The sequence below is a fragment of the Hymenobacter aquaticus genome, from assembly GCF_004765605.1.
GTDB classification, from domain to species: Bacteria; Bacteroidota; Bacteroidia; order Cytophagales; family Hymenobacteraceae; genus Hymenobacter; species Hymenobacter aquaticus.
In genome coordinates this window covers 408,232-430,999 of record NZ_SRLC01000003.1, presented here as the reverse complement: position 1 = coordinate 430,999, position 22,768 = coordinate 408,232, and the positions used below count along the sequence as shown (strand labels likewise).

The 22,768-nt window shown below is 62.1% G+C and carries 17 protein-coding genes; 12 read left to right on the top strand and 5 right to left on the bottom strand.

The annotated features are described in order from the left end of the window. Window positions 1–37: 37 nt before the first annotated feature. The gene (locus E5K00_RS21650; RefSeq protein ID WP_135465400.1) at window positions 38–787 is read right to left on the bottom strand and encodes a class I SAM-dependent methyltransferase; all 750 of its coding nucleotides are present in this window, start codon (window positions 785–787) and stop codon (window positions 38–40) included. A gap of 222 nt (window positions 788–1,009) precedes the next feature. Then, window positions 1,010–3,316, bottom strand: coding sequence for a hypothetical protein (locus E5K00_RS21645; protein ID WP_135465399.1), 2,307 nt, complete (start codon window positions 3,314–3,316; stop codon window positions 1,010–1,012). A gap of 178 nt (window positions 3,317–3,494) precedes the next feature. Here E5K00_RS21645 and E5K00_RS21640 point away from each other — a divergent pair, with 178 nt between their 5' ends. The 3 genes from E5K00_RS21640 to E5K00_RS21630 all read left to right on the top strand — a co-directional run bounded on the left by E5K00_RS21640 (window position 3,495) and on the right by E5K00_RS21630 (window position 7,057). Continuing rightward, on the top strand, window positions 3,495–4,400 hold the full coding sequence (locus E5K00_RS21640) for a hypothetical protein (protein ID WP_135465398.1): 906 nt from the start codon (window positions 3,495–3,497) through the stop codon (window positions 4,398–4,400). A 189-nt stretch (window positions 4,401–4,589) separates the two neighbouring features. After that, window positions 4,590–5,147 carry a carbohydrate binding domain-containing protein gene (locus E5K00_RS21635; protein WP_135465397.1) on the top strand — a complete coding sequence of 186 codons (558 nt, stop codon included), beginning with the start codon at window positions 4,590–4,592 and terminating at the stop codon, window positions 5,145–5,147. Between the two features lie 8 nt (window positions 5,148–5,155). Then, the gene (locus E5K00_RS21630; protein ID WP_135465396.1) at window positions 5,156–7,057 is read left to right on the top strand and encodes a hypothetical protein; all 1,902 of its coding nucleotides are present in this window, start codon (window positions 5,156–5,158) and stop codon (window positions 7,055–7,057) included. An 82-nt stretch (window positions 7,058–7,139) separates the two neighbouring features. On the opposite strand, the gene E5K00_RS21625 is transcribed toward E5K00_RS21630, so the two are convergent. Beyond that, window positions 7,140–7,931 carry an SDR family oxidoreductase gene (locus E5K00_RS21625; protein ID WP_135465395.1) on the bottom strand — a complete coding sequence of 264 codons (792 nt, stop codon included), beginning with the start codon at window positions 7,929–7,931 and terminating at the stop codon, window positions 7,140–7,142. 190 nt (window positions 7,932–8,121) lie between these two features. Between E5K00_RS21625 and E5K00_RS21620 the strand changes: the two genes are divergently transcribed. The 7 genes from E5K00_RS21620 (at window position 8,122) to E5K00_RS21590 (ending at window position 14,658) form a co-directional block, all read left to right on the top strand. Further along, window positions 8,122–8,655, top strand: a complete 534-nt coding sequence (locus tag E5K00_RS21620; RefSeq protein ID WP_135465394.1) for a 3-hydroxyanthranilate 3,4-dioxygenase — start codon at window positions 8,122–8,124, stop codon at window positions 8,653–8,655. 42 nt (window positions 8,656–8,697) lie between these two features. Continuing rightward, window positions 8,698–9,738: an amidohydrolase family protein gene (locus E5K00_RS21615; protein WP_245328389.1), complete on the top strand. Its 1,041-nt coding sequence runs from the start codon at window positions 8,698–8,700 to the stop codon at window positions 9,736–9,738. Between the two features lie 84 nt (window positions 9,739–9,822). Continuing rightward, window positions 9,823–10,344 carry a hypothetical protein gene (locus E5K00_RS21610; protein WP_135465393.1) on the top strand — a complete coding sequence of 174 codons (522 nt, stop codon included), beginning with the start codon at window positions 9,823–9,825 and terminating at the stop codon, window positions 10,342–10,344. Window positions 10,345–10,516: 172 nt separating this feature from the next. Further along, the gene (locus E5K00_RS21605; protein WP_135465392.1) at window positions 10,517–11,854 is read left to right on the top strand and encodes a hypothetical protein; all 1,338 of its coding nucleotides are present in this window, start codon (window positions 10,517–10,519) and stop codon (window positions 11,852–11,854) included. 144 nt (window positions 11,855–11,998) lie between these two features. Then, entirely contained in the window at window positions 11,999–13,285 is a 1,287-nt protein-coding gene (gene kynU / locus E5K00_RS21600) for a kynureninase (protein ID WP_135465391.1), read from the top strand. 72 nt (window positions 13,286–13,357) lie between these two features. After that, window positions 13,358–14,053, top strand: coding sequence for a hypothetical protein (locus E5K00_RS21595; RefSeq protein WP_135465390.1), 696 nt, complete (start codon window positions 13,358–13,360; stop codon window positions 14,051–14,053). Window positions 14,054–14,058: 5 nt separating this feature from the next. Further along, window positions 14,059–14,658, top strand: a complete 600-nt coding sequence (locus tag E5K00_RS21590) for an alpha-ketoglutarate-dependent dioxygenase AlkB family protein (RefSeq protein ID WP_135465389.1) — start codon at window positions 14,059–14,061, stop codon at window positions 14,656–14,658. A 51-nt stretch (window positions 14,659–14,709) separates the two neighbouring features. Here the strand turns inward: E5K00_RS21590 and E5K00_RS21585 are convergent, their stop codons facing one another. Next, window positions 14,710–17,439: a TonB-dependent receptor gene (locus tag E5K00_RS21585; RefSeq protein ID WP_135465388.1), complete on the bottom strand. Its 2,730-nt coding sequence runs from the start codon at window positions 17,437–17,439 to the stop codon at window positions 14,710–14,712. A 466-nt stretch (window positions 17,440–17,905) separates the two neighbouring features. Between E5K00_RS21585 and E5K00_RS21580 the strand changes: the two genes are divergently transcribed. After that, window positions 17,906–19,285: an FAD-dependent oxidoreductase gene (locus E5K00_RS21580; protein WP_135465387.1), complete on the top strand. Its 1,380-nt coding sequence runs from the start codon at window positions 17,906–17,908 to the stop codon at window positions 19,283–19,285. Between the two features lie 28 nt (window positions 19,286–19,313). Here the strand turns inward: E5K00_RS21580 and E5K00_RS21575 are convergent, their stop codons facing one another. Next, window positions 19,314–19,871 (bottom strand): hypothetical protein, encoded by a 558-nt coding sequence (locus E5K00_RS21575; RefSeq protein WP_135465386.1) that lies wholly within the window; start codon window positions 19,869–19,871, stop codon window positions 19,314–19,316. A 217-nt stretch (window positions 19,872–20,088) separates the two neighbouring features. Here E5K00_RS21575 and E5K00_RS21570 point away from each other — a divergent pair, with 217 nt between their 5' ends. Continuing rightward, window positions 20,089–22,737: a T9SS type A sorting domain-containing protein gene (locus tag E5K00_RS21570; protein WP_135465385.1), complete on the top strand. Its 2,649-nt coding sequence runs from the start codon at window positions 20,089–20,091 to the stop codon at window positions 22,735–22,737. The last annotated feature ends 31 nt before the right edge of the window (window positions 22,738–22,768 follow it).

Below are 22,768 nucleotides of genomic sequence, written 5' to 3'. Positions count from 1 at the left end.
AAGGGTGGGGAAAGGAAAAGCCGCGGGAAGAGCGGGCTTAGGCTTTTTTGGTGGCCAGCACGAAGGCGCTGATGCCCACGGGCAGCTTGAAGCGGCGGAACAGCTGATTCTCGGCCCGCAGCAGCGTCAGTAGTGTCCCGTTCAGGAAGCCGGGCAGAATCTGCAGGTCGCCGCTGTCGGTGGCCGCTTTGTTTTTGCTGGTCAGGGTGCGCTGAGCCAAGCGCATCACGGCCGCCGGGAAAAACAGGGCCGAGTTCCAGTACGAAGCCCGGCTGATGCCCAGGCCCGACTGTTCCACCACCGCGCGCAGCTGGGGCAGGGAGTAGCGCCGGAAATGGTAGTTTACCTCATCGTGACGGCTCCACAACGATTTGAAAGCCGGCACGAATACGATGAGCTGCCCTTTAGGGCACAGCACCCGCCGCCATTCGCTGAGGGCCTGCTGCTCGTTCTCAATGTGTTCGAGGACGTCGGAGGCAATAACCAGGTCGAAGGAGTTGTCGGCGAATTCTAGATGGGCTCCGTCCATCACGGCCACGTTGGTCAGGCCGCGCGACTGTGCCACCCGAATGCCTACCTCACTTACGTCGATGCCGTGCAGGTTCTGGTAGCCAGCGGCGCGCAACGCCAGCATCAGGGGGCCACCCGAGCAACCGATTTCCAGGATGCGGGCCGAGGGCGGCAAGTTCAGTTGTTGAATCTGATTGAACACGGCTTCACGCCGGGCCACAAACCACCAGTGCTGTTCTTCCAGTTGATGATAGGCTTGCTCGTAAGTAGGGTGCACAGGCTAGAAGTTGAAAACGGGTAGCAAAGATAGTAACTAAATCACGTCAGCTTCTGCCCGTTAAAGCAAGCGCCAGCCCTAAAGTACGGAGGTAGCGTTGCGGGTTGCCGCTATTTGCGGTGGCAGCCGCCAGAGCAGGCTGGTGCTGGCCCCGTGTGTAGCACGGCGCGCGGCCCAGCACGCAAAGTCGCGTCGCCTCTTGGTCAAAGACCAAGAGAACCGCTATTTCCCGAGTTGGTAGCCGTTGAGAATCGGTTGCTTCTGGGCATCAAGCCAGTACACATCCGTGTTCAGGGGCCGGAGCAAAAAGTCATCGGCCAGCACGTCGCGGCCACCGTAGAGCACCTGAATCCGGTCTACGTTCGGCGCGGGCCGAAACAGGACGCGCATGCGCACCCAGTCGCCGGCAATTTCAGTAGCCAGCCGGCCGTCGGCCACCTGCTCGTCCACCTGGGTTCCGTTGCTGAACTGCTTGACCAGCATGTAGCCGTAGCCATAGTCCATCTTGCCATTGATCCAGACGCTGGCTTCGTAGCGGCCCGTATCGGCGGGCGTCGGAATCGGGCCATCGTAGAGCATGCTCTGCTTTTCGGCCTTCTCGTAGAAGGCCCCGGGTGCTAGGCGGCCCCGGCGCTCCGGATTCTGATCGAAGGGCAGGTGCACAATGCCGCGGTCAGTAGTCACGTACAGGTTGTTGGCACGCTTGGGGAGGGTTGGCAGCAAGGTGGCCGCTTTAGTCCGCTCCTGGGCTAGGGTCGTGGCCGCCAGCGCCGCAATGGGCAACTCGTAGAGTGCTACGCCTTCGGCTTGGAGCAGGGGCTTGGCAATACTGACCAGGCGCTGCTCTTCGGGCGTCAGCACGTCGGGCGTCACGACCAGTAGTAGGGGCTTGGCCGAGGGAAATTGCCGCAGCAACGGTTTGTCGATCAGCGGGCTGCTGAGCAGCTGCACGTGCCGCAGCATCTGCTCGATGGAGGAGCGCGGAATGTAGGTGGACAGAACCGGTAGCCCCATGGCCAACGAGAGCTTGTAGCCCTGGTAAGCCGAGGCGGCCGAGCCGTTGAGGTCGATCCGGTCGGTGCCCTTGTTAATGTAGGGCAGCGGCATAATTGCCTGAAAATCGGATGGTCGGCGGTTCGCCCAACTCAGTTGCTGCACGGGGCTGGTGGCGGGGTCGAGGTAGGCCTGGGCACCCACGCCCTGCTCTACCGTTTTGGCTTTCGTGGAGATGTTAATCCAGGCTTCGGCCGCCCAGAAAGCCAGCAGAAGGGGAAGCCAAGGCAAGGCCAGCAGCGGCACGCGGTGCTGGCGCTGGTAGCGCAACAGCCGGTAGAGGTAGTAGGCCGAATAAACGCTGAGCGCATAGTAGAAAGGCCAGGCAAACCGGCCCAACGCCCGAAACTGCTTTAGCGGGCCCAGGTACTGCACCAGGTTCTCGAAGCCGGGGAAAATAAAAGGCACCGCGAAGGAAAACACCAGCAGCAGGGCCGAGGCGAGCAACCCGGTTAGCAGGTGCTGAGGCAGGCTGCGGCCTAGCATGCGGCGGGGCTGGCGGCGGCGCTTCCAGAGGCGCCCCAGCAGCAGCAGCCCCGAAATAGCCAGGATACCGGTGCTCACCAGGCCCACGTACGACATTGACTCGAAGGCAATGTCTTCGGTGGGGAAAACGGCTATCCACAGGCTGCGCAACGGCTCCAGGTAGGGCGTGAACACGCCCCGGGGCGTGGCCATGTAGGTCAGAAAGCCGTAGGGGTTCGGGGGCCGGTCGGTGATTGGGTCGGTGGCCCAGAGCAGCACCCGGAACAGCAGCAGCGGCAGCAGCGCCGCCGCGGCCATGCGCCCCAGCTGCGGCCACGACCGGGTGGGGCGCAGCGCCAGCACTAGCACGTGGCACAGCAGAAAGAAAGTGCCGCAGGCCAGGAAGTAGGGCTGCACCATGCCCATGAGCAGGCTGCTGACCGCGAACAGCACGTACCAACGGTTGCGCCGCGGCTCGTCCTGCATCCGGATAATGAAATACCACAGCAGGGGAACAAAGCAGGCGTAGCTCAGCGACATATGGTCGCCGAGGCGCTGCACCTGCGGCGAAAGAAAGCCGATAATCAGGGCCAGTACCACCGCATAGCCTACGCCCATGCGCGTGCGCCGCAGAATGGCGTACAGCACCAGGGGCGTAAGCAGCACGCCCAGCAACGCCACCATGTTAGTGATGCCGACCGTGTGCTGGGCCGCCGGAATGCCCAGGCGCTGCAATACGCTGATCAGCCAGGCAATCAGCGGCTGTAAGTTCGGGTAGTTGAAATTTTCCCCGAACGGGTAGTTCATGCCGGAGAAATGGGACCCGGAATCGTACAGCGCATAATAGGTAGTAACAAAGTAGCTCTGCAACCCGTCGCCGCCGGCCGAGAAGAAGTAGTCATCGGGGTTGCGTAAAACGGCGGAGAATAGCGTGGCAAGCAGCCCCGCAGCAGCTAGCCCGACCCCGGCCATGCCCAGCCAATGCGGTGTATTGCGGCGAAAAGAAATCATGTGGAGAAATAACGGCAGCGTGTTCGGAGAAAGAGGCTCGACCTCCCGGCTGTACTACCCGCCTCGGTTCAAGCCGTCAAAACTAAGGCATTGACCGGACAATAACCGTTCGTATACTAGCTAAGGCCTCTATCTTTGGTTCTTAGCCTTTCCAGCAGGTTTCTTTTCGGAAAACGCATTGGCTGGTAGCTGTGGTGGTGAGGCCAGTCATGCGGGCTTCTTAGCCGCCGCCGCGCGCCGGTTCGGCAGGTGCGTGGTGGGCTATGCCGGCACCGGCCTGCTGCGGGCCCGCAAAATGCGTCGGGAAACACCAGCGGGGCAGCGGTATTTTATATCGCAAAGAAATGTTCAGCACTCAATTCTCTCAATTACTTTTGTAGCCAGTCTACTTGCGCAACGTGTTGTGCCAGCGGGCGGGCCGCTGCTTTTGCCTGGTCTTCAACTGCCGGGCCCGAGCCGGGCTTCACAGCGTCGATTCTTCATTTCCTTCGGGTATACCACACAGCAGTACTTCACTTTCTTCTTTAAAAACTTTATGCGCACTCTTACTGCATCATGCTCTTTGCTGCTCACAGCCCTTTTGTTGACCAGCTGTAACAAGGATGGTGATGGTGCATCCGGCAAGGATGACAAAACCCTGGTGAAAACCGACTTCGATGGCCTGCAGGGCTGGGTCGACAATACTGCCGGTTCGCTGACGAAGAAATTTGCTCATAGCGGACGCTATTCCCTCACCGTGGGCGGTGGCAAGGAATACGGCACAACGTTCACGGCTCCCCTGGGCGAACTGATGGCAACCAAGCCCCGGAAGGTAAGCGTAGAGGCCTGGGTGCGAACCGAAGAAGAGAATACGCCCACGCAGCTGGTTATTCAGGTGACGAAGCCCGGCAGCGGCGAGCATGTCTTCTGGAAAGGCCTGCCGCTGGCCGGAAAGGCCAAGCCCGGCGAATGGAGTGAAATGAAGGCCGAAGTTGAGCTGCCCGAAAATATCTCCTTCGATCAGGTGCTGAAAGTGTACGCGTGGGGCAACAACGCCGGCAAGCCCGTGTACCTGGACGACCTGCAAATCATGACGGTTGAATAAACCGGGCTGTAGCGCCAGGCTCCTTTCGTAGAGCCTGTTGACAGCCGCCGCTATAGCAGGGCTTCTGTGGTGACGAGAGCAGTTGAACTATCTGTCTTGGAACCCCGGAAGCCCTTTCTATTGGCCCAGGGTGGGCGTGAGCTGCTGTCCTTTTTGCCTGAATATCGCCATATACTCATTTCCCTTTCTATGAAATTCACGCATACCCTCCCTCTGGCTTGGGCGGCGCTGCTCGCGCTGGCCAGCTGCCAGCAGTCGGCCCCCGACACCACAATTCCGGACAACCAGCTAATGGCAAACGACTTCGAGGCCAGCGTAGGCTGGAATGAAGTGCAGGAAGGCTCCCTGACCACGGCCAAGGCCCACTCCGGGCGCTGGGCGCTACAGGTCGAGCCGTCGATACCGTTCAGCTACACGTTCGTGACCCCGCTCGGGCGCCTCGACCCCAAGCTCACGCGCAGCTACGTACTTCAGGGCTGGGCCCTGCGCGCCAGCACTGGCAGCACCGCCCGGCTGGTAGTCCAGATCAACAAGAGCGCCCAGGACACGGCCAAAGTCTACTACGGCTCCTTGGCCCTGGCCGACGCGGTAAAATCCTTCGACAAGTGGGAGGAAGTATCGTTGCCCTTCACGTTGCCGGCCACGGCCAGCGCCGAAAACGTGGTGAAAATCTACCTCTGGAATGAGCAGGGCACGGCGCCCTCCTTCCTCGACGACCTGGTGCTGACGGCGGCCCCGGCCAAATAAGTCTGCTGATGCTTTCCTCAACTCCGGCGGCTGCGGCCCCGTCGCGGCGGGCCTGGTGGAGCGGCCTGGCCCTGGTCGTGCTGTTTCTGCTGATGGTGCAAGCCCGCCTCTGGGCACCCTACTGGGACACGCGCAACGTGCAGGCCATCCTGACCTGGGACGTGATGGGGTATTACCTCTACCTGCCCGCCCAGTTTATCTACCACGACCTGTCGTACCAGAAGTTCGTGGCCGACATCATGCGCGAGTACAGCCCCAGCGGCTCGTTCTACCAGGCGTTTCAGGTGCCGGGCGGGCCCGCCGGGGCGCTGGTGATGAAGTACACCTGCGGCCTGGCCGTGCTGTTTACGCCCTTCTTCTGGCTGGGCCACTGGGCCGCCGGCCTGCTCGACTACCCGCAGGACGGCTTTTCGGCTCCCTACCAGATTGCCATTGCCTTCGGCGGACTCCTGTACGCGCTGCTGGGCCTGGGCCTGCTGCGCCGGGTGCTGCTGCGCTACTTCTCCGACGTCGTCACGGCCCTGGTGCTGGTGCTGCTGGTGCTGGGCAGCAACTACTTTCAGTACGCGGTATTCGACGGGGCTATGGCCCACAACTACCTCTTTACGCTCTACGCCCTGCTGCTATGGCTTACCATCCGGTGGCACGAGCAGCCCGGCCTGAAGTGGGCCGCCGCCATTGGCCTGACGCTGGGCCTGATGATTCTGATCCGGCCTTCGGAAGCCGTGGCGGGCCTGATTCCGGTGCTCTGGGGCGTCACGTCCATCGGGGCGGCCCGGCAGAAGCTGCTGCTGGCCCTGCGCCGCTGGCCCGACGTACTGGTGGCCGGCTTCTTTCTGGTGCTGGGCGTGCTGCCGCAGCTGCTGTACTGGAAGTGGGCTACGGGTCATTTTCTGTTCTACAGCTACCAGGAGCAGTCCTTTAATTTCCTGCGGCCCCATACCTACCAGGTGCTGTTCAGCTACAAGAAAGGCTGGCTGCTCTACACGCCGCTCATGGTGCTGCCCCTTATCGGGATGGTGATTCTGTGGCGGCGCAACCGGGCTTTGGCCGTGCCGGTCGTTGCCTACTTTCTGATTAACCTGTGGGTGGTATCGGCCTGGGACATCTGGTGGTATGGCGGCAGCATCGGGCAGCGCGCCCTGGTGCAGTCGTACGCGGTGCTGAGTGTGCCGCTGGCGTATTTCCTGACCTGGCTGCTGGAACCGCAGCGCCGCCGGGCCCTGCAGATGGCCGTGGCCGTGCTGGTCGTGCTGCTGATTGATTTGAACCTGTTTCAGCACTGGCAGTACATGGCCTCCATCATCCACGCCGAGGAAATGAACCGCGACTATTACTGGGCCGTGTTCAACAAAACCAAGCCCGGCCAAGCCGACTACGCCCTGCTCGACGTGCCCAACCGCCTGCCCCAGCCCGAGCGCGACTACGACCTGCGCACCCTGGGCAAGCTCGACTTCGAAAATGAAGCGCCGAGTGCGGAAAATGGCTTTAACGCGGAGGTCGGGTACTACAGCAAACAGTCGTTCCACTCGGAAGCGGCCCGCCAGTACAGCCCCGCCCTGACGGTGCGCGCCGGCGACGCCCGCGCCCAGCCCGGCCAGTGGCTGCGGGCCTCCTGCCAGGTTTATTCCGACTACGGGGCCTGGAATACCAAGCTGGTCATGTCGATTGAGCGCGACGGCAAGAACGTGCAGTGGAACGGCATGCGCCTGCAAAACAACCTGAGCGTGAACCGCGCCTGGAATCAGCCCTGGTTCTACGCCCCGGTTCCCGACGACGTGCAGCCCAACGACGTTATCAAGGTGCTGGTGCTGAACGAAAACGGCTCCCCCAGCTTCATCGATGACCTGCAGATTGACCTGCTGACGCCCAAGCCGGCGGCCGGCACCAACCTGGCTGCCGCGCAGTAATCTGCGGCGGTAAACAAAACGGCAACGGGCTGGCCTACCACGTTGGTGGGGCCAGCCCGTTGCCGTTGGGGGGCGGGAGAACTTACAGGTTGCCGGTCCGGCCGCCGTCGACCGGCACGTTGATGCCATTGATGTAGCCCGCTGCCGGCGAGGCCAGAAAAGCTACGGCCGCCGCTACTTCCGAAGCCTGCCCGAAGCGGCCGGCCGGGATGGTGCGCAGCATGTTGGCCTCAATGTCTTCCACCGACTGCCCCGTCTGCTCCACGCGCTTCTCAATCAGGGAGGTGTGGCGCTGGGTGACGGTGGCGCCCGGCAGCACGTTGTTGACGGTGATGCCCGCGCCGCCCAGCTCGTTGGCCAGAGTTTTGGCCCAGTTGGCCACCGCCGCCCGAATCGTGTTCGATACGCCCAGGCCGGCCAGCGGCTGCTTCACCGAGGTGCTGATGATGTTGATGATGCGCCCGTAGCCCCGCGCCTGCATGCCCGGCACCACGGCCTGCGCCAGCAGGTGGTTGCACACCAGGTGCTGCTCAAATGCGTCCCGGAAAGCCTGCACCGGCGCGGCCAGAATGGGCCCGCCGGCCGGCCCGCCGGTGTTGTTGACCAGCGTATGAAAGCCTTCGGGGTGCGCGGCCAGGTAGTCGTGCAGGCGGCCGGCCAGCGTGTCGGGGTCGTTGAAATCGGCCACGAGGTAGTCGTGGGCTTGGCCGTGGGGGCGGGGCAGCTCGGCCACGGCCTGCTGCAAGGTCGCCTCGTTGCGGGCCAGCAAGGTGACGGTAGCCCCGAGCTGGGCCAGTTCCTCGGCAACGGCGCGGCCGATGCCCTGGGTGCTGCCCCCCACGAGGGCGCGATGGGAAGTAAGGTCGAGATTCATGCGTTAAAAGTAAGGCGAATACGGCCGGCAACGGTCTGCCGGGCTCAGTTACGCGGTTTTGCGTAAGTTGGGCGGAAAAGTGAAATGGTGAGGTGGTGATTTGCCGTTCAATCAGCACAAGTAGCGCAGCCCCGCGCCACCATAACAACAACTCACCATTTCACCACCTCACCACCTCACCACTCGCGCCATGCCCGTTTCCCGCCCTTTTAACTTCCAGAAGTGGATTGATGAACACCGCCACCTGCTCAAGCCGCCCGTGGGCAACCAGCAGGTATTCAAAGACAACAAGGACTTTATCGTGATGGTCGTGGGTGGCCCCAACGCCCGCAAAGACTACCACTACGACGAGGGCGAGGAGCTGTTCCTGCAGATCGAAGGCGACATCGTGGTCAAGATCATCGAGGACGGCAAGCCCGTGGACATTGAAATCAAGCAGGGCGAAATGTTTTTGCTGCCCGGCGGCGTGCCCCACTCGCCCCGGCGGCCGGCCGGCACGGTGGGCCTGGTGCTGGAGCGCTACCGCACGCCCGGCGAGCTGGACGGCTTTCAGTGGTACTGCGAAAACTGCGGCACCAAGCTCTACGAGGAGTTTGCCGAAATTACCGACATCGTGCAGCAGCTGCCGCCCATCATGAACCGCTTCTGGCAGTCGGAAGAAAAGCGCACCTGTAGCAACTGCGGCACCGTGATGGCGCCGCCCGCCCCCGTGCAGGCAGACTAACCCACTGCTTTCCCGGCTCCCTCTACCACTCCTTCCCCCGACGTGCCCGTCGGCAGCATCCCACCCGTGCTCAAAATTGACATTCACACCCATATTCTGCCCGAAACCTGGCCCGATCTGCGCGAGCGGTACGGCTACGGGGGCTTTATCCGCCTCGAACACCACAAGCCCTGCTGCGCCCGCATGATGCAGGACGACAAGTTCTTCCGCGAAGTGCAGGACAACTGCTGGGACCCCGCAGTCCGGCTGCGCGAGTACGACCAGTTCGGCGTCGATGTGCAGGTGCTCAGCACCGTGCCCGTCATGTTCAGCTACTGGGCCAAGCCGCTCGACGCGCTGGACCTGAGCCGCCTGCTCAACGACCACATTGCCGGCGTGGTGGCCCGCTACCCCACGCGCTTCGTGGGCCTGGGCACCATCCCAATGCAGGCCCCCGACCTGGCCATCCGGGAGCTGGAGCGCTGCGTGAAGGAGCTGGGCATGGCCGGCGTGCAGATCGGCTCCCACGTGAATGACTGGAACCTCGACGCGCCCGAGCTGTTCGAGGTGTTTGCCGCCGCCCAGGAGCTGGGCGCGGCCGTATTCGTGCATCCCTGGGACATGATGGCCCAGCAGAAAATGCCCAAGTACTGGCTGCCCTGGCTGGTGGGTATGCCCGCCGAAAGCACCCTAGCCCTCTGCTCCCTGATTTTTGGGGGCGTGCTGGAGCGCCTGCCCAAGCTGCGCGTGGCCGTGGCCCACGGCGGCGGCTCGTTTGCCAGCACCATCGGCCGCATCGAGCACGGCTTCCACGTGCGCCCTGACCTGTGCGCCGTCGACAACCCGGTGAACCCGCGCGAGTACCTGGGCAAGTTCTGGGTCGATTCGCTGGTGCACGACCCGCTGATGCTGGATTATTTGGTGAAGACCCTCGGGGCCGACAAAATCACGCTGGGCACCGACTACCCGTTTCCCCTGGGCGAGCTGGAGCCCGGCCAGCTGATTGAGTCCATGCCCTTTCCCGACGAAATGAAGGCCCGGATGCTGGGCCAGAACGCCCTGGACTGGCTGGGGCTGGGGGCGGATAGTTTCGGCTTTCGGTAGGCGCGCCGTAGAAAAGTGTGGTTGCTGGCGTAACTTGCCCGCTACTACAACTACGGCCAAATAGAAGGATACATGAGTAATTTGATGGCATGGCACACCCGCGCGGCCGTGCTGATACTGAGCCTGGGAGCTTTCCTGCTGACGAGCTGCTCCGCGGTGCCCGAGAAGGTTGTCCAGATTGGTTTCGAGGATATTGACGGCTGGGTCAGGACGCCTCCGGCGTGGCTGACCGATAGTACGGCGCACAGTGGCCGCTGGAGCGGGCAGCTGCTGGCCACCGCTGACTTCGGCCCCGGTTTTTCCCGCACCTGGCAAGACCTGAACAATCCCAAAACCATTCGGGTGGGCAGCTGGGTGTGGCTGCCCCACGGCCGGGTGCATACCGCCCTGGCAATAGAAATAAAACGGGGGGAGGAGTCGCTCTACTATCAAAACCTAGGGTTGCAGGATGTAGTGAAGCGCTATGACCAGTGGGAGCTGGTGCACCAAACCCACGAGCTCCCGGCCGACATGCAGCCCTCAGATGTGATAAAAGTATACGTGTGGCAGTGGGGCGGCCATTATACTATCAAGTACGATGATATGTTCGTGGAGAAATTACGCTAGCTGTTAGCCGCAATGCTTTGCGCCGTTACGGTCGGCGCCGCCGAAACCAGTGAGTAGCTGCGGCAGCCCAGCTCCCGGCAAGGGCTTTGGTCCACTAGCTGCCCGCTTTTCAGGGACCTACCGGAAGGCCGCCTGATACCTTTTTCTTTTTTTGTGAATACTCTACCTGCCGATGCTCTTATCTGATCCTGCATCACTTCAACCGGCCGCCCAGCGCCTGCCTGCCTTCCTGCGCAAGCGGGCAAGTTTGATAGTGCTGGCGGTACTCCTGCACGTTGTGCTGGGCGTGGCCGCCTACGCGGTGCTGTATACGTTTGGTATTATCCCGCACCTGCCTTCCGACCAGAACCTGCTTACCTGGGACGCCGGCCTTTTCTACCGGTTGTCGCAGACGGGCTACGACGACCCGACCAATGGAATTAACGCGTTTTTCCCCCTGCTGCCGCTGGTGTGGCACTTTGCCGGGTTCAGCGCCACTACCATGAGCATCGTCAATGCCTGCTGCGCCTGGCTGGGCACCGGCTTGTTGGCCTGGGGCTTCCGCTTGTCGTTTCGGCAGACGCTGGTCGTGCTTTCCACGCCGATGCTGTTTTTTACCCTGGTGCCCTATGCGGAGGCGTTCTTCTTTCTCTGGTCGGCGCTGATGCTGGTGGGCATGCACCGCCAGCGGCAGTGGCTGGTGGTGGTTGGGTTGCTGGGCGCGTGCCTGAGCCGTTCCGCCGCGACGCTGTTTGTGCCGGCCTACGTGTTTGCCGAGCTGCTGTGGTGGGGGCAGCCCTCGGGGCGCGTGAGCGTAGTTCGCCTGGTTACGGGCCTGTTGGCCATCATGGCCGCCGTGGGTAGCGTCATGTTTGCTCAGTACCAAAGCCACGGTGATGCCCTGGCTTTTTACAACGTTCATGAGTTGTGGCAGCACAAAATCAGGCTTCCCGAGCAAGTACTCTACAGCTCAGCCGGTATCAACGTGCTCTGGCTCGATGCCCTGGGCGTGCTTGTTGCCCTGCTGGGACTGGTGGCCTGCGCCGTGCTGGGGCTGCGGTGGCTGCGCCACTCGCGGGCCCGGCAGCAGGAGTTGGGCGGATTGCCTTCCCGCGCCGTGCTGTTTTCGCTGGGCTACTGCGTGGGCGCCGGATTCTTCATTGTTTTCTACCAAGGCGGCGACCTGGTGGGCCTGGCCCGCTACATTCTGGCCTCGCCTTTCTTTGTGGTGCTCCTGGCCTGGATCTGGTCGTTGCCCACCCGCTCGCAGCGCTGGCTGCTGGCCATTGTGCTGGGTGGGGGCTTGCTGGTAGTGCTGGCAATGGGGGGAATATGGCGCTTCAGCAGCTTCTACCCCGGTCAGGCCGCCGTTTATTTTGCCTTGTTTCTGCTGTATGCGCTGGTTCACTTGGCCGTTAGTTCCAACGCCGTCCGCTGGTACCGGGAAGCCGCTACGGGGCTCTACGCCCTCAACCTGCTGGTGATGGTCTACTTGTTTGTTCTCTTCACGCAGGGTATCTGGGTGAATTAACTTCTCAGCTGCCACCGCCGGCCGTAATTGCGTGTGCTAAAAAGCACCGGGCGCTACGTACTGGCTTGGGTAGCTTGGGGTCAACCTTCCCGCAACTCTCCTTTCCGGCCGCCGCCTGGCGGTTCGCGTCTATCTTTGCCGCCGATGACTTCTTTCGAGCCCACTCCCGACTTTGCCGCCCACCTCGACGCCACCGACCCGCTGCGCGACTTCCGGCCGCGCTTTCACATTCCGCCGGCTTCCGATGGGCAACCCAGCGTGTACCTGTGCGGCAACTCGCTGGGGCTGCTGCCCAAGGCGGCCCGGGCGGCGGTAGAGCAGGAGTTTGAAAGCTGGGAAAAGCTCGGCGTGGAAGGCCATTTTCACGGCACCTCGCCCTGGATGCACTACCACGAAACCCTGACCGACAGCACCGCCCGCCTGGTCGGGGCCAAGCCGATAGAGGTGGTGGTGATGAACAACCTGACCACCAACCTGCACCTGCTGCTCATCTCGTTTTACCAGCCCACGGCCTCGCGCTACAAGGTGCTGATGGAGGGCGGCGCTTTTCCCTCGGATCAGTACGCGCTGGAGTCGCAGGTGAAGCTGCACGGCCTCGCGCCCGACGAGGCCATTGTGGAGCTGGTGCCCCGGCCCGGCGAGCATACGCTGCGCACCGAAGACATTGAGGCCAAAATCCGGGAGCTGGGCGACTCGCTGGCCGTGGTGCTGCTGGGTGGGGTGAACTACTACACCGGCCAGGCCTTCGACATGGAGGCCATTACCCGGGCCGGCCACGCCGCCGGTGCCACCGTGGGCTTCGACCTGGCCCACGCCGCCGGCAACCTGGAGCTGCACCTGCACGACTGGGACGTGGATTTTGCCTGCTGGTGCACCTACAAATACCTGAACTCGGGCCCCGGCGGCACCTCCGGCATCTACGTGCACGAGCGGTTTGCCCACCGCCCCGACCTGCTGCGCCTGGCCGGCTGGTGGGGCCACGACCCGGCCGACCGGTTTCAGATGAAGAAGGGCTTCCGGCCCATGCCCGGGGCGGCCGGCTGGCAGCTCTCCAACGCCCAGATTTTCCCGATGGCCATTCACCGGGCCGCCCTGGCTATTGTGGATGAGGCCGGCGGCATGGCGGCGCTGCGCCGGAAAAGCGAGAAGCTCACGGCTTACCTTGAGTTTCTGATTCGCCGCCTGGAGCTGCCCCCGCAGGTGCTCGAAATCATTACGCCCCACCAGCCCGAGGCCCGGGGCTGCCAGCTCTCGATGCTGGTACACAAAAATGGCCGGGCGCTGTTTGACTATTTGGCCGGCGCGGGCATCATCGCCGACTGGCGCGAGCCCAACGTGATTCGCCTGGCCCCGGTGCCGCTCTACAACTCGTTCAGCGACGTGCAGCGGGCCGGCGAGGTGCTGGCCGAATGGGCCGGAAAAGCCAAATAGTTGTTCATTTTTTCTTGCCCGTTTTACGTAAGTACAGGCACATCCTCATTGAATCAAGTTCACCTGTAGATCATGGCTGAAGAATACGCGGAGAAAATGTCCCGCAAAACCGACGCCGAGCTGCGCCAATACGTAACGGGCCGCGCCCAGTACCGCGACGATGCCGTGCTGGCGGCCTTCGACGAGCTGGCGCGCCGCGGCCAACCGCACCCCGATGCCGCCCTGGTGCGTCCCGAGCTGGAAGCCGCCGTGCAGGCCCAGGCCGAGGCGCTGCGCGAGGCCGAAGTGCGGCGGACCGCCGAGCTCGAAGTTCCCGAAGCCGAAGCGGCGGCCGTGCCGGAGCTGTATTCGCAGGGTACCATTGCCCTGTTTTCCATCCTACCCATGTCGATGATGATTGGGGGCGGGGTGCTGCTGGGCATGAATATGTTCCGGCTGGGCCGCAAGCGCGCCTTGCTGGGGCTGATCCTGTTTATCGTGGTCTACCTGATGATTGGCTCCAACCTCATGGCCTGGGCCATCATCCAGCACGGCCTGAACCCATTCCTGGCCACGCTGCTGTTCAATATTCCGGCGGTGCTGGCGTATCTGCTGTGGTTTTGGCCGCGCTACGTCCAGACTACCGCCTACCGCAGCCGGGGCATCGTGCTGCCGATGGTGGTGTGCTTTCTGGTGGTGTGGGGGCTGCAAAAGGCCTTGCCCTTCCTTATCAAGCAGCAGCCCAAAAGCGTGCAGGTAGAAATGGAGCAGTTCATGAAACAGCAGTAAAGCCCGTGGCGCTGACCCGGCTGCTTCTGCCCAACGCGGACGTCTGGCTCGACGAGCAGTTTCTGCCGGAGCCGGCCGCCGCCGCGCTGCTCACCGAGCTGACGCAGACCATAGCGTGGCGCCAGGAATCCATTATGCTGTTTGGCAAAGCCGTGCCCCAGCCCCGCCTCACGGCCTGGCACGGCGACGCCGGCACGCGCTACTCGTATTCGGGCCTGGTCTGGGAGCCTGAGCCCTGGACGCCGGCCCTGCAACTGCTTCGCACCCAGGTCGAAGCCGCCACGCAGGCTACCTTCAACAGTGTGCTGCTCAACCTCTACCGGGCCGGGCCGGACAGCATGGGCTGGCACGCCGACGACGAGCCCGAGCTGGGCCCCGCGCCGGTTATTGCCTCCCTGAGTCTGGGGGCTACCCGCCGGTTCCGGCTGCGCCCCCGCCGCCCGTTGCTGACCCCGCACGCCCCGGTTTCCCTCGACCTGACTTCGGGCAGCCTGCTCCTGATGCGGGGCGCTACCCAGCAGCACTGGCAGCACGCCGTGCCCAAAACCAGCAAGAGCGTCGGCCCCCGCCTCAACCTGACTTTCCGCCGGATTATATCCGCATAAAAAAAGGCTCCTCAATACCTGAGGAGCCTTTTTTTATGCGTTTCAGACTTACTACTTGATGTCAATCAGCAGGCCGGCGAAGAGCAGGCGCCCGATGTTGGGGCCGCCATACACCTGGGTGTTGTTGGCGTCCAACAGGTTGGAGCCGCCCACCTGAATGGTAGTGTTGACCTTCGGAATAACGTAGCCCACGTAGGCATCCATCGAGCTGTAGTCGGACAGGGTGCCCACGGCAAACGGCATTTCGTACAGGTGGCCCTGGGCCCAGCGGTAGTTTACCGAGTAGTTGAAGTGGCGCGCCACCAGGCCGTTGGCCCCGAGGTTGTACTTGTGCTTAGGCGTGTTGAAGAACGCCTGGAAACCCTCGGGCAGCTTGCTCTTGTCAATCAGGTTGAGCGAGTAGTTGGCCGTGATGGTCAGCGGGCGGGCCACGTTGTAGCTCAGGCCCAGCGCCGCGCCCTGGGTTTGTACTTCCTGGCGGGCGTTGGTCCACACCTGCAGGACGCGGGTCTGGGACGTGCGCACCTGGTAGGGAGTGCCGGTGCCGGCCTGGGCGCTACGGGCGTTTTCAGCGTCAAGCTGTTCCTTGGTCGGGCGGCTGCCGTTCCGGTTGCCAATGAAACGCTGGGCCCCGATGAAGTCGTTGTAGTAGCTGCGGAAATAGTTCACGTCCACCACTATCTTATCCCGGAAAGTGCCCTTGTAGCCTACTTCGTAGGTGTTCAGGCGCTCCAGCTTCAGCTTGGCAATATCCACGGCCACCTGCCCGGTGGGGCTGGTGTAGCCCTGGAAGCCACCCTCAACGTTGCCCAGCAGCAGCACCTGCCCAATGTCGATGCGCACGTACTGGTCGAGCTGGGTCGGCGAGCGGAAGGCCCGGCCAAACGAGGCGCGGAAGTTGTGCTCCTTGTTGGCGCCGGCCGAGTACACGGCCGAGGCCCGGGGCGAGAAGGCGGGGCTGAAGTTCTTGAAGTCATCTACGCGGCCGGCCAGGGCCAGCTTCAGCCGGTCGCCCAGCAGGGTGTGGCTCAGCTGGGCATAGCCGCCCAGCTCGTGGTTCTGAATCCGCTCGTTGTCGTCGGAGAAGAAGTTGCCATTCGAGCCCAGACGGAATTTGCGGTAAGCCGCGCCCACAATCAGGCTGGTTTTCTCGCCTAGCGTGAAGTTGTACTGGGCGTTGCCTTCGTTCAGGTAAGAGCTGGGGTTCAGGCGGGCACCCTGGCCCGGCGTGGGGTCACCAATGATTTTCGAGCGCAGATCCTGGAAGCGCGGGTCCGAAGGCTTCAGCAGGGTAGCGTTGGCGGCCTGCTGAGCGGCCAGCTGAGCCTGCTCTACCGTCAGGCCGTTGGTGCCGTTCAGGTACTTGGTGGCAAACTCCCGGGCGTAGGTCTGGAAGTAGTTGGCCGCGTAGCTGGTGGGGTTGCCGTTGGCATCCTTCAGATCGGGGGTAGTCTGAATGAATGCGCCCAGGAAGCTCAGGTCATAGGAGTTGGATCCGTAGTCGCGCACTGTCTGGCCGCGCAAAAACCACTTAGAACCCTTGATTTCGCCGTGCAGCTGGTTGGTGCCAAAATCGCGCAGACGGTAGCGGCTGCTGCTCTGGTAGCTGGCCGTGCCGCGGGCGTAGTTGGCGCCCACGGTCAATTTCACGTTGTCGGTGAGCAGGTAGGAGAGGGTCGGGTGAATCTTGACAGCCTTGGCCTGGTCATCATTGCCGATGAGTTCCCGCTCGGTGTAGCCGGGCAGAAACACGGTTTTGCCGCGTAGCTGCGCGGGCGTCTGAGCATAGCCAGGCTGGGTGGGCAAGCTGGGGAAGGTGTTGCTCACGTCGCCGTAGCGGTTCACGGCGTTGTAGCCCAGCGACGAGCCTTCGGGGTTGTTGGCCCGCTCAATCAGGGTGCTGGTGGCCGAGTAATTTTCCGCCAGCCAGTCGTTAGCGCGGGTGTAGGAGCCCACCACTTTAAAGGCAAACTTCTCGCCCAGCTTCTTGGCGTAGCGCAGCTGCCCGTCGAAGTAGCTCCGCTCGCCGCCGCGCACCCGCACGCTCAGGCCTTCACTCACGAAGGGGTCTTTCGAGTTCAGCAGCAGCACGCCGTTGAAGGCGTTGGCGCCGTACAGGGCCGAGGCCGGGCCGTGAATGATTTCCACGCTTTCCACGTCCAGCTCGGGCAGGCCCGTCAGGTTGCCCGCGTTCAGGTTCAGGCTGGGGCTCTGGGTATCGAAGTAGTCGGTCAGCTGAATCAGGCGCTCCGATTTGGCCGAGTTGAAGCCGCGGGTACTGATGGAGTTCATCAGCAGGCTGCTGCTGTTCACGTCGATGCCCTTGTACTGGCTCAGGCCACCCTGCAAATCGGCGGTGGTGATGCGCTCTACCTGCTGGGCGTTCAGCTTTTCTACCGTCACGGGGGCCTGCAGAATGCCTTCCTCCACGCGCGAGGCCGAGGCAATAACCTCGCTGGTCAGCACCGAGTTGACTTTCAGCTGCACCTTCACGGCCTGGTCGGGCTGTTGCAGGGTTATTTCGCGGCTTTCGTAGCCCACGAAGGAAACCGACAGCACCACCGGCGGCACGCTAAAGTCGGCCCGGAGCTGGAATTTGCCTTCCCGGTCGGTGCTGCTGCCAATAAAAGTGCCTTTGACAAATACCGTAGCGCCGGGCAGGGCTTCGCCGGTTTCGGTTTGTACTACTCCGCTAACGGTAATGTCGTCCTGAGCCCAGGCCGAGCTGCTGGCCAACAGTAAGGAAAATAGCAGGAGTAGAAAACTGTAGGGTTTTCTCATAGTAAAGTGTGCAAAAGGTGGGAGAGAAGCTTGTTTTCTAGCGGAAAATCTCACAAAAATATAGTAGTCATGCCGAATATCCAAATGCCAACTTCCTGAGTGCCACGTTGCTGCTGTTGGTAAGACAATTGAAATATTCTAAGCATGCCTTACAGTGCCCCGCGCTCCGCGGCACCGGGTAAATCGAAAAAGTTATACTAGCTGACTGGAAGAGCCGCCCGGTGTCTGGTAAAACGTATTAGTACGGCTGCCGTGCCCCCACGAGTCCTTCTCCATCGTTCTTCGTCCCCGGAATCCGGGCCAACCGGGGGGCAAGTTACGGCACCCGCCCCCGGAATTATCGTATTTCCGCCCAACCTCCACTGTGCGCCGGTGAAGCCCGCCAATTTCCGGCCCAAGCAACTACCGGGAAAGGGTTACTTTCGCCCTGACTAGTTCCGCTCTTCTTTCTCTCCTGTTTCCCACTATGCCTACTTCCTCTTTCCCTGCTCCCGAACCTGCCGAAACGCTCACCGTCATGGGTGCCGGCCTGGTTGGTTCTCTCTTATCCTTATTCTTGGCGCGGCGCGGCCATACCGTCGAGGTCTACGAGCGGCGGGCCGACATGCGCCTCAGCGGGGCCGTGGAGGGCCGCTCCATCAACCTGGCGCTGTCGGACCGGGGCTGGCGGGCCCTGGAGGGCGTCGGCATCGGCGACGAAATCCGGCAGGTCGCCATTCCGATGTACCGGCGCGTGATGCACGACGCGCAAGGCAACCTGAGCTACCAGCCCTACGGCCACGACAACCAGGCCATTTACTCCGTGTCGCGGGCCGGCCTGAACCGCACGCTACTCAGCCTGGCCGAGGCTAATCCGCGGGTGCGCCTGCAGTTCAACCAGCAGTGCCTGGGCATCGACACCCGCGCCCGGCACATGGAGCTGCGCGACACCACCACCGGCGAGGAGCGGCAGGTAAATTTTCGGCGGCTGTTTGGCACCGACGGCGCTTTTTCGGCCGTGCGTAGCGCTATGCAGAAAACGGAGCGCTACAACTATTCCCAGAGCTACCTCGACTACGGCTACAAGGAGCTGAACATTGAGCCGGGCCCGAACGGCGAGTGGCTGCTGGAAAAAAATGCCCTCCACATCTGGCCCCGCGGCCAGTACATGATGATTGCGCTGCCCAACCTGGATGGCTCGTTCAACTGCACCCTGTTCTTCCCCTACGAGGGCGAGCATTCCTTTGCCGCCCTCCAAACGCCGGAGCAGGTGCAGGCCTTCTTCGAGGAGGTATTTCCGGACGTGGTGCCGCTGATGCCCGAGCTCACCGACGAGTACTTCCGCAACCCCACCGGCTCCCTGGTCACGATTCGGTGCTTTCCCTGGGCTTTCCACGATGATGTGCTGCTGCTCGGCGACGCTTCGCACGCCATTGTGCCCTTCTACGGGCAGGGCATGAACGCCGGCTTCGAAGACTGCACCGTGCTCGACCAGCTGCTGGAGCAGTTCGGCCCCGACTGGCACCGGATTTTCGACGAGTTTCAGCGCCGGCGCAAACCCGATGCCGACGCCATTGCCGACCTGGCCGTGTATAACTTCGAGGAAATGCGGGACCGGGTCGGCGACCCGCGCTTCCTGCTGCAGAAGAAGATAGAGAGCAAGATTGCGGCCCAGTTTCCCGGCCACTGGACCCCGCTGTATTCGCAGGTCACGTTTTCGCACACGCCCTATGCCGAGGCCTGGCAAAGCGGCCAGGCGCAGGAGCAAATCATGCGCCGCCTGATGCCCCACATCCAAACCGAAGCCGACTACGACCGGCCCGAGGTGCAGGCCCTGGTAGCCCAGGAAATGGCTGACCGGCCGTAATGACGGAAGCAGGCCTCTGGTTTCAGCTTTAATTGCTGAGCCAGAGGCCAACGCTCAGGCCAAACACCAGCCCGATACCCAGGCTGAGGCCCGCCCACGCTTCGCCGGGGGTATGGGCCCCCAGGGCAAGGCGCGCACTCAGCACGCTGCCGGCCAGCAGTACCGTCAGCACCAGGCCCCAGAGCGTGGGTCCGGAAGGCCCCGTGAGGTGAAACAGCAGCAGCAGCCCCAGCGCGCCGCCCACGCCCACCCCGTGCGCGCTGATTTTCCAGCGCAGGGAAAACAGAAAGGTTAGGAATACGGCCAGCGTCATGCCCGTCATCACCTGGCTGAGCAGCCGGTCGAAAATGGCGGGCTGGTGCAGAATGATGCTGGCCATGCCAAAGCTGAACGCGCCCAGCAGCAGGGGCAGAGGCCGCTGGGCCCGCTCCCGCAGCATCAGCGAGTCGACGTGGCCAAACCAGTACAAGACCCCCGTACCCAGGGTCGGCAGCAGAAAAGTAAAAACGAAAACAATAGCCATAATCACCCACCGGTCGGCCACGTCGGGCAGCAGAATAGTACCCGGCAACTGATAACATATCATATAAAATAGATACGAAGGCATCAGAAGCGGGTGGGCTAATCCGGATAAGATATTGGCTATCAGCTTATTCAAGAATTAATGCAAAATTAATGTAGGAGCCGGAGTGAGGTCAAAACTACCAAAAGCATTATATTTATTCCTGATTAAGACGCACTTACTCTGCATCCTGTCATCATTCAAATCCCCCCCTTTTTGTTCTATTTTACTCTTTAAACACGTGAAATCATCAACTCCACGCACCCGGCAGTGGTGGGCTTTGCTTTTGCTGAGCGTCATTACGGCCTTTGGCGGCCTGTTTTTCTGGCAGCGCGCCTCTCTTTCCGGCGTGTCTCAAACCCTTGAGCAACGGCTCGAAGGCGAGGAAGGCGAGGAAGAGGAAGAAAACGAAGACCGCCCCGACCTGGCTTTGGAGCAGGACGTTGAGCGGACCCTCGACCCGGCCCTGGGCTATGTGCCGCGCGAGCGGCTGCTGGCGGCTCAGGAATACGCCCAGGAGCTGCTAGCCCAGCGCCCCAGCCGCCGCCTGCCCGTGAACAGCCTGACCCAGACGACCTGGGTAGAGCGCGGCCCCGGCAACGTCGGGGGCCGGATACGGTCCCTGGTGGTTGACCCCGGCGATGCGACCGGTAACACGGTATGGGCCGGTGCGGCCGGTGGTGGCCTCTGGAAAACCACCACGGGCACCGCTACCACGCCTACCTGGCAGAGCATCGACAACTTCTTTGCTAACCTGGCCGTGACGGCCATTGCCTTCAACCCAGCCAACCCCGACATCATGTATTTCGGTACGGGGGAAGGCTACTACAACGCCGACGCCGTGCGCGGCCTGGGCATCTGGAAGTCGACTGACCACGGCGTGACCTGGACCCAGCTGAGCTCGACTTCCCGGAGCATCAACTTCCAGTACATTCTCAAGCTGGTGGTGCACCCCACCACCGGGCACGTGTACGCCGCGACGCGGGCGGGCCTGTTCCGCAGCACCAACGCCGGCACCTCGTGGGAGAAAGTACTGGGCGCTGGCGCCGGAGCCGTTACCGACCGGGCTGCCGACATCGAAATCGGTGCCGACAACAAGATTTACGTGGGCATGGGCATTCAGACCGGTGATGCCATTTACAAGTCTACGACGGGTGCCCTCAACAGCTGGACCAACCTGAACACGGCCGCCAACTCGGGTCTGCCGACCTCGGGCTACGAGCGGATTGAGCTAGCCTGCGCGCCCAGCGACGCCAACGTCGTGTACGCCATGTTCCAGGCCACCAACGATGCTATTCTGGACATCTTCCGCTCGGCGGACGGTGGCAACACCTGGACGGCCCTGAACAAGCCCCGGTGGGAAAACTCGGATGACTTCACCCGCGGCCAGGCTTGGTACGACCTCTCCATCGGCGTATCGCCCAGCAATGCCAACCAGATCTTTATCGGTGGCGTTGACCTGTTCCGCACCCTCGATGCCAGCGCTACGCCCGTGGTCTGGAACCAGACTTCCTTCTGGAGCACCAGCAAAACCAGCTCGGCCTACGTCCACGCCGACCAGCACGCCGTGGCCTTCGCCTCCAATGATGGCAACATGGCTTACTTCGGTTGCGACGGGGGGGTATTCCTGACGACCAACGCCTTCACTACCTCCGGCAACGTTGCCTTCAAGCAGCGCAACAACGGCCTGAACGTAACCCAGTTCTACGCCGCCGCTTTGCACCCCACTAACCGGGACTATTTCCTGGCCGGTGCCCAAGACAACGGCAGCCAGAAATTCACGGCCGCCGGTATTAACAATACCACTGAGGCTTCGGGCGGTGACGGCGCGTTCTGCTTTATCGACGAAGACCAGCCGCAGTACCAATTCACGTCCTACGTGTACAGCAACTACTTCCGGTCTATCAATAACGGCAACACTTTTCCCCGGATCATCAATAACAACAACGGCTCGTTTATCAACCCGACCGATTACGACAGCAAGAATAACACGATGTATGCTGGCTCGACGGCCGGAACGCTGTTCGTGTGGCCCAAGGCTACTACCTCCAACACCACGCAAAGCCTGGCCCTGCCTTCGGGCTCGGGTTCGGTAACGCACGTGACGGTATCGAAAGAGCCGGGCAACCGGGTGTTTGTCGGCACCAGCACCGGCAAAGTGCTGCGTATTGACAGTGCGTTGGCCGTATTGCCAGCGAACCGAACTATCACCGAAATCCGGACCGGCGTTGGCTCGGTATCGTGCGTGGCTGCTGAGGCCGGCAACGACAACCACTTGCTGGTCACGTATTCCAACTACGGGGTAACCAGCGTGTGGGAAACCCGCAACGGCGGCACCACGTGGCGCAACGTAGAAGGCAACCTGCCCGATATGCCGATCCGCTGGGCCCTCTTCGACCCGGCTAACCCACTGCGGGCCCTGCTGGCTACCGAGCTGGGCGTGTGGGGCACCGACAACCTGGATGCCACCGACGTAACCTGGGATCCTGCCAACACGGGCATGGCCAACGTCCGCGTCGACATGCTGCGGATGCGTACTTCGGACAAGCAGATTGTAGCCGCTACCCACGGCCGGGGCCTCTACACCACGGAGGTGTTCGTGCCGCTGGCCAGCAAAGGGGCCGTAGCCGTCAACAACAAGTTTATCAACAGTGCTTACCCCAATCCCTTCGTGCAGACGCTGAACGTAGAGCTCAGCCAGGCTGCCGTCAGTGGGGCTTCCATCACGCTTTCCGACCTGCAGGGCCGCGTAGTGTATAAAACTGAGGTAAAGACCACCGACCGTTTGCTGAAGCTGAACGTGCCCGGCAATCTGAGCGCCGGCGTATATACGCTAACTGTGCGCGATGCCAAGCAGCAGGCCACCCGCCAAGTAGTATTAAAGCGGTAGTCGCGAAGCTTTGTATCCGTGATAAAAAAAG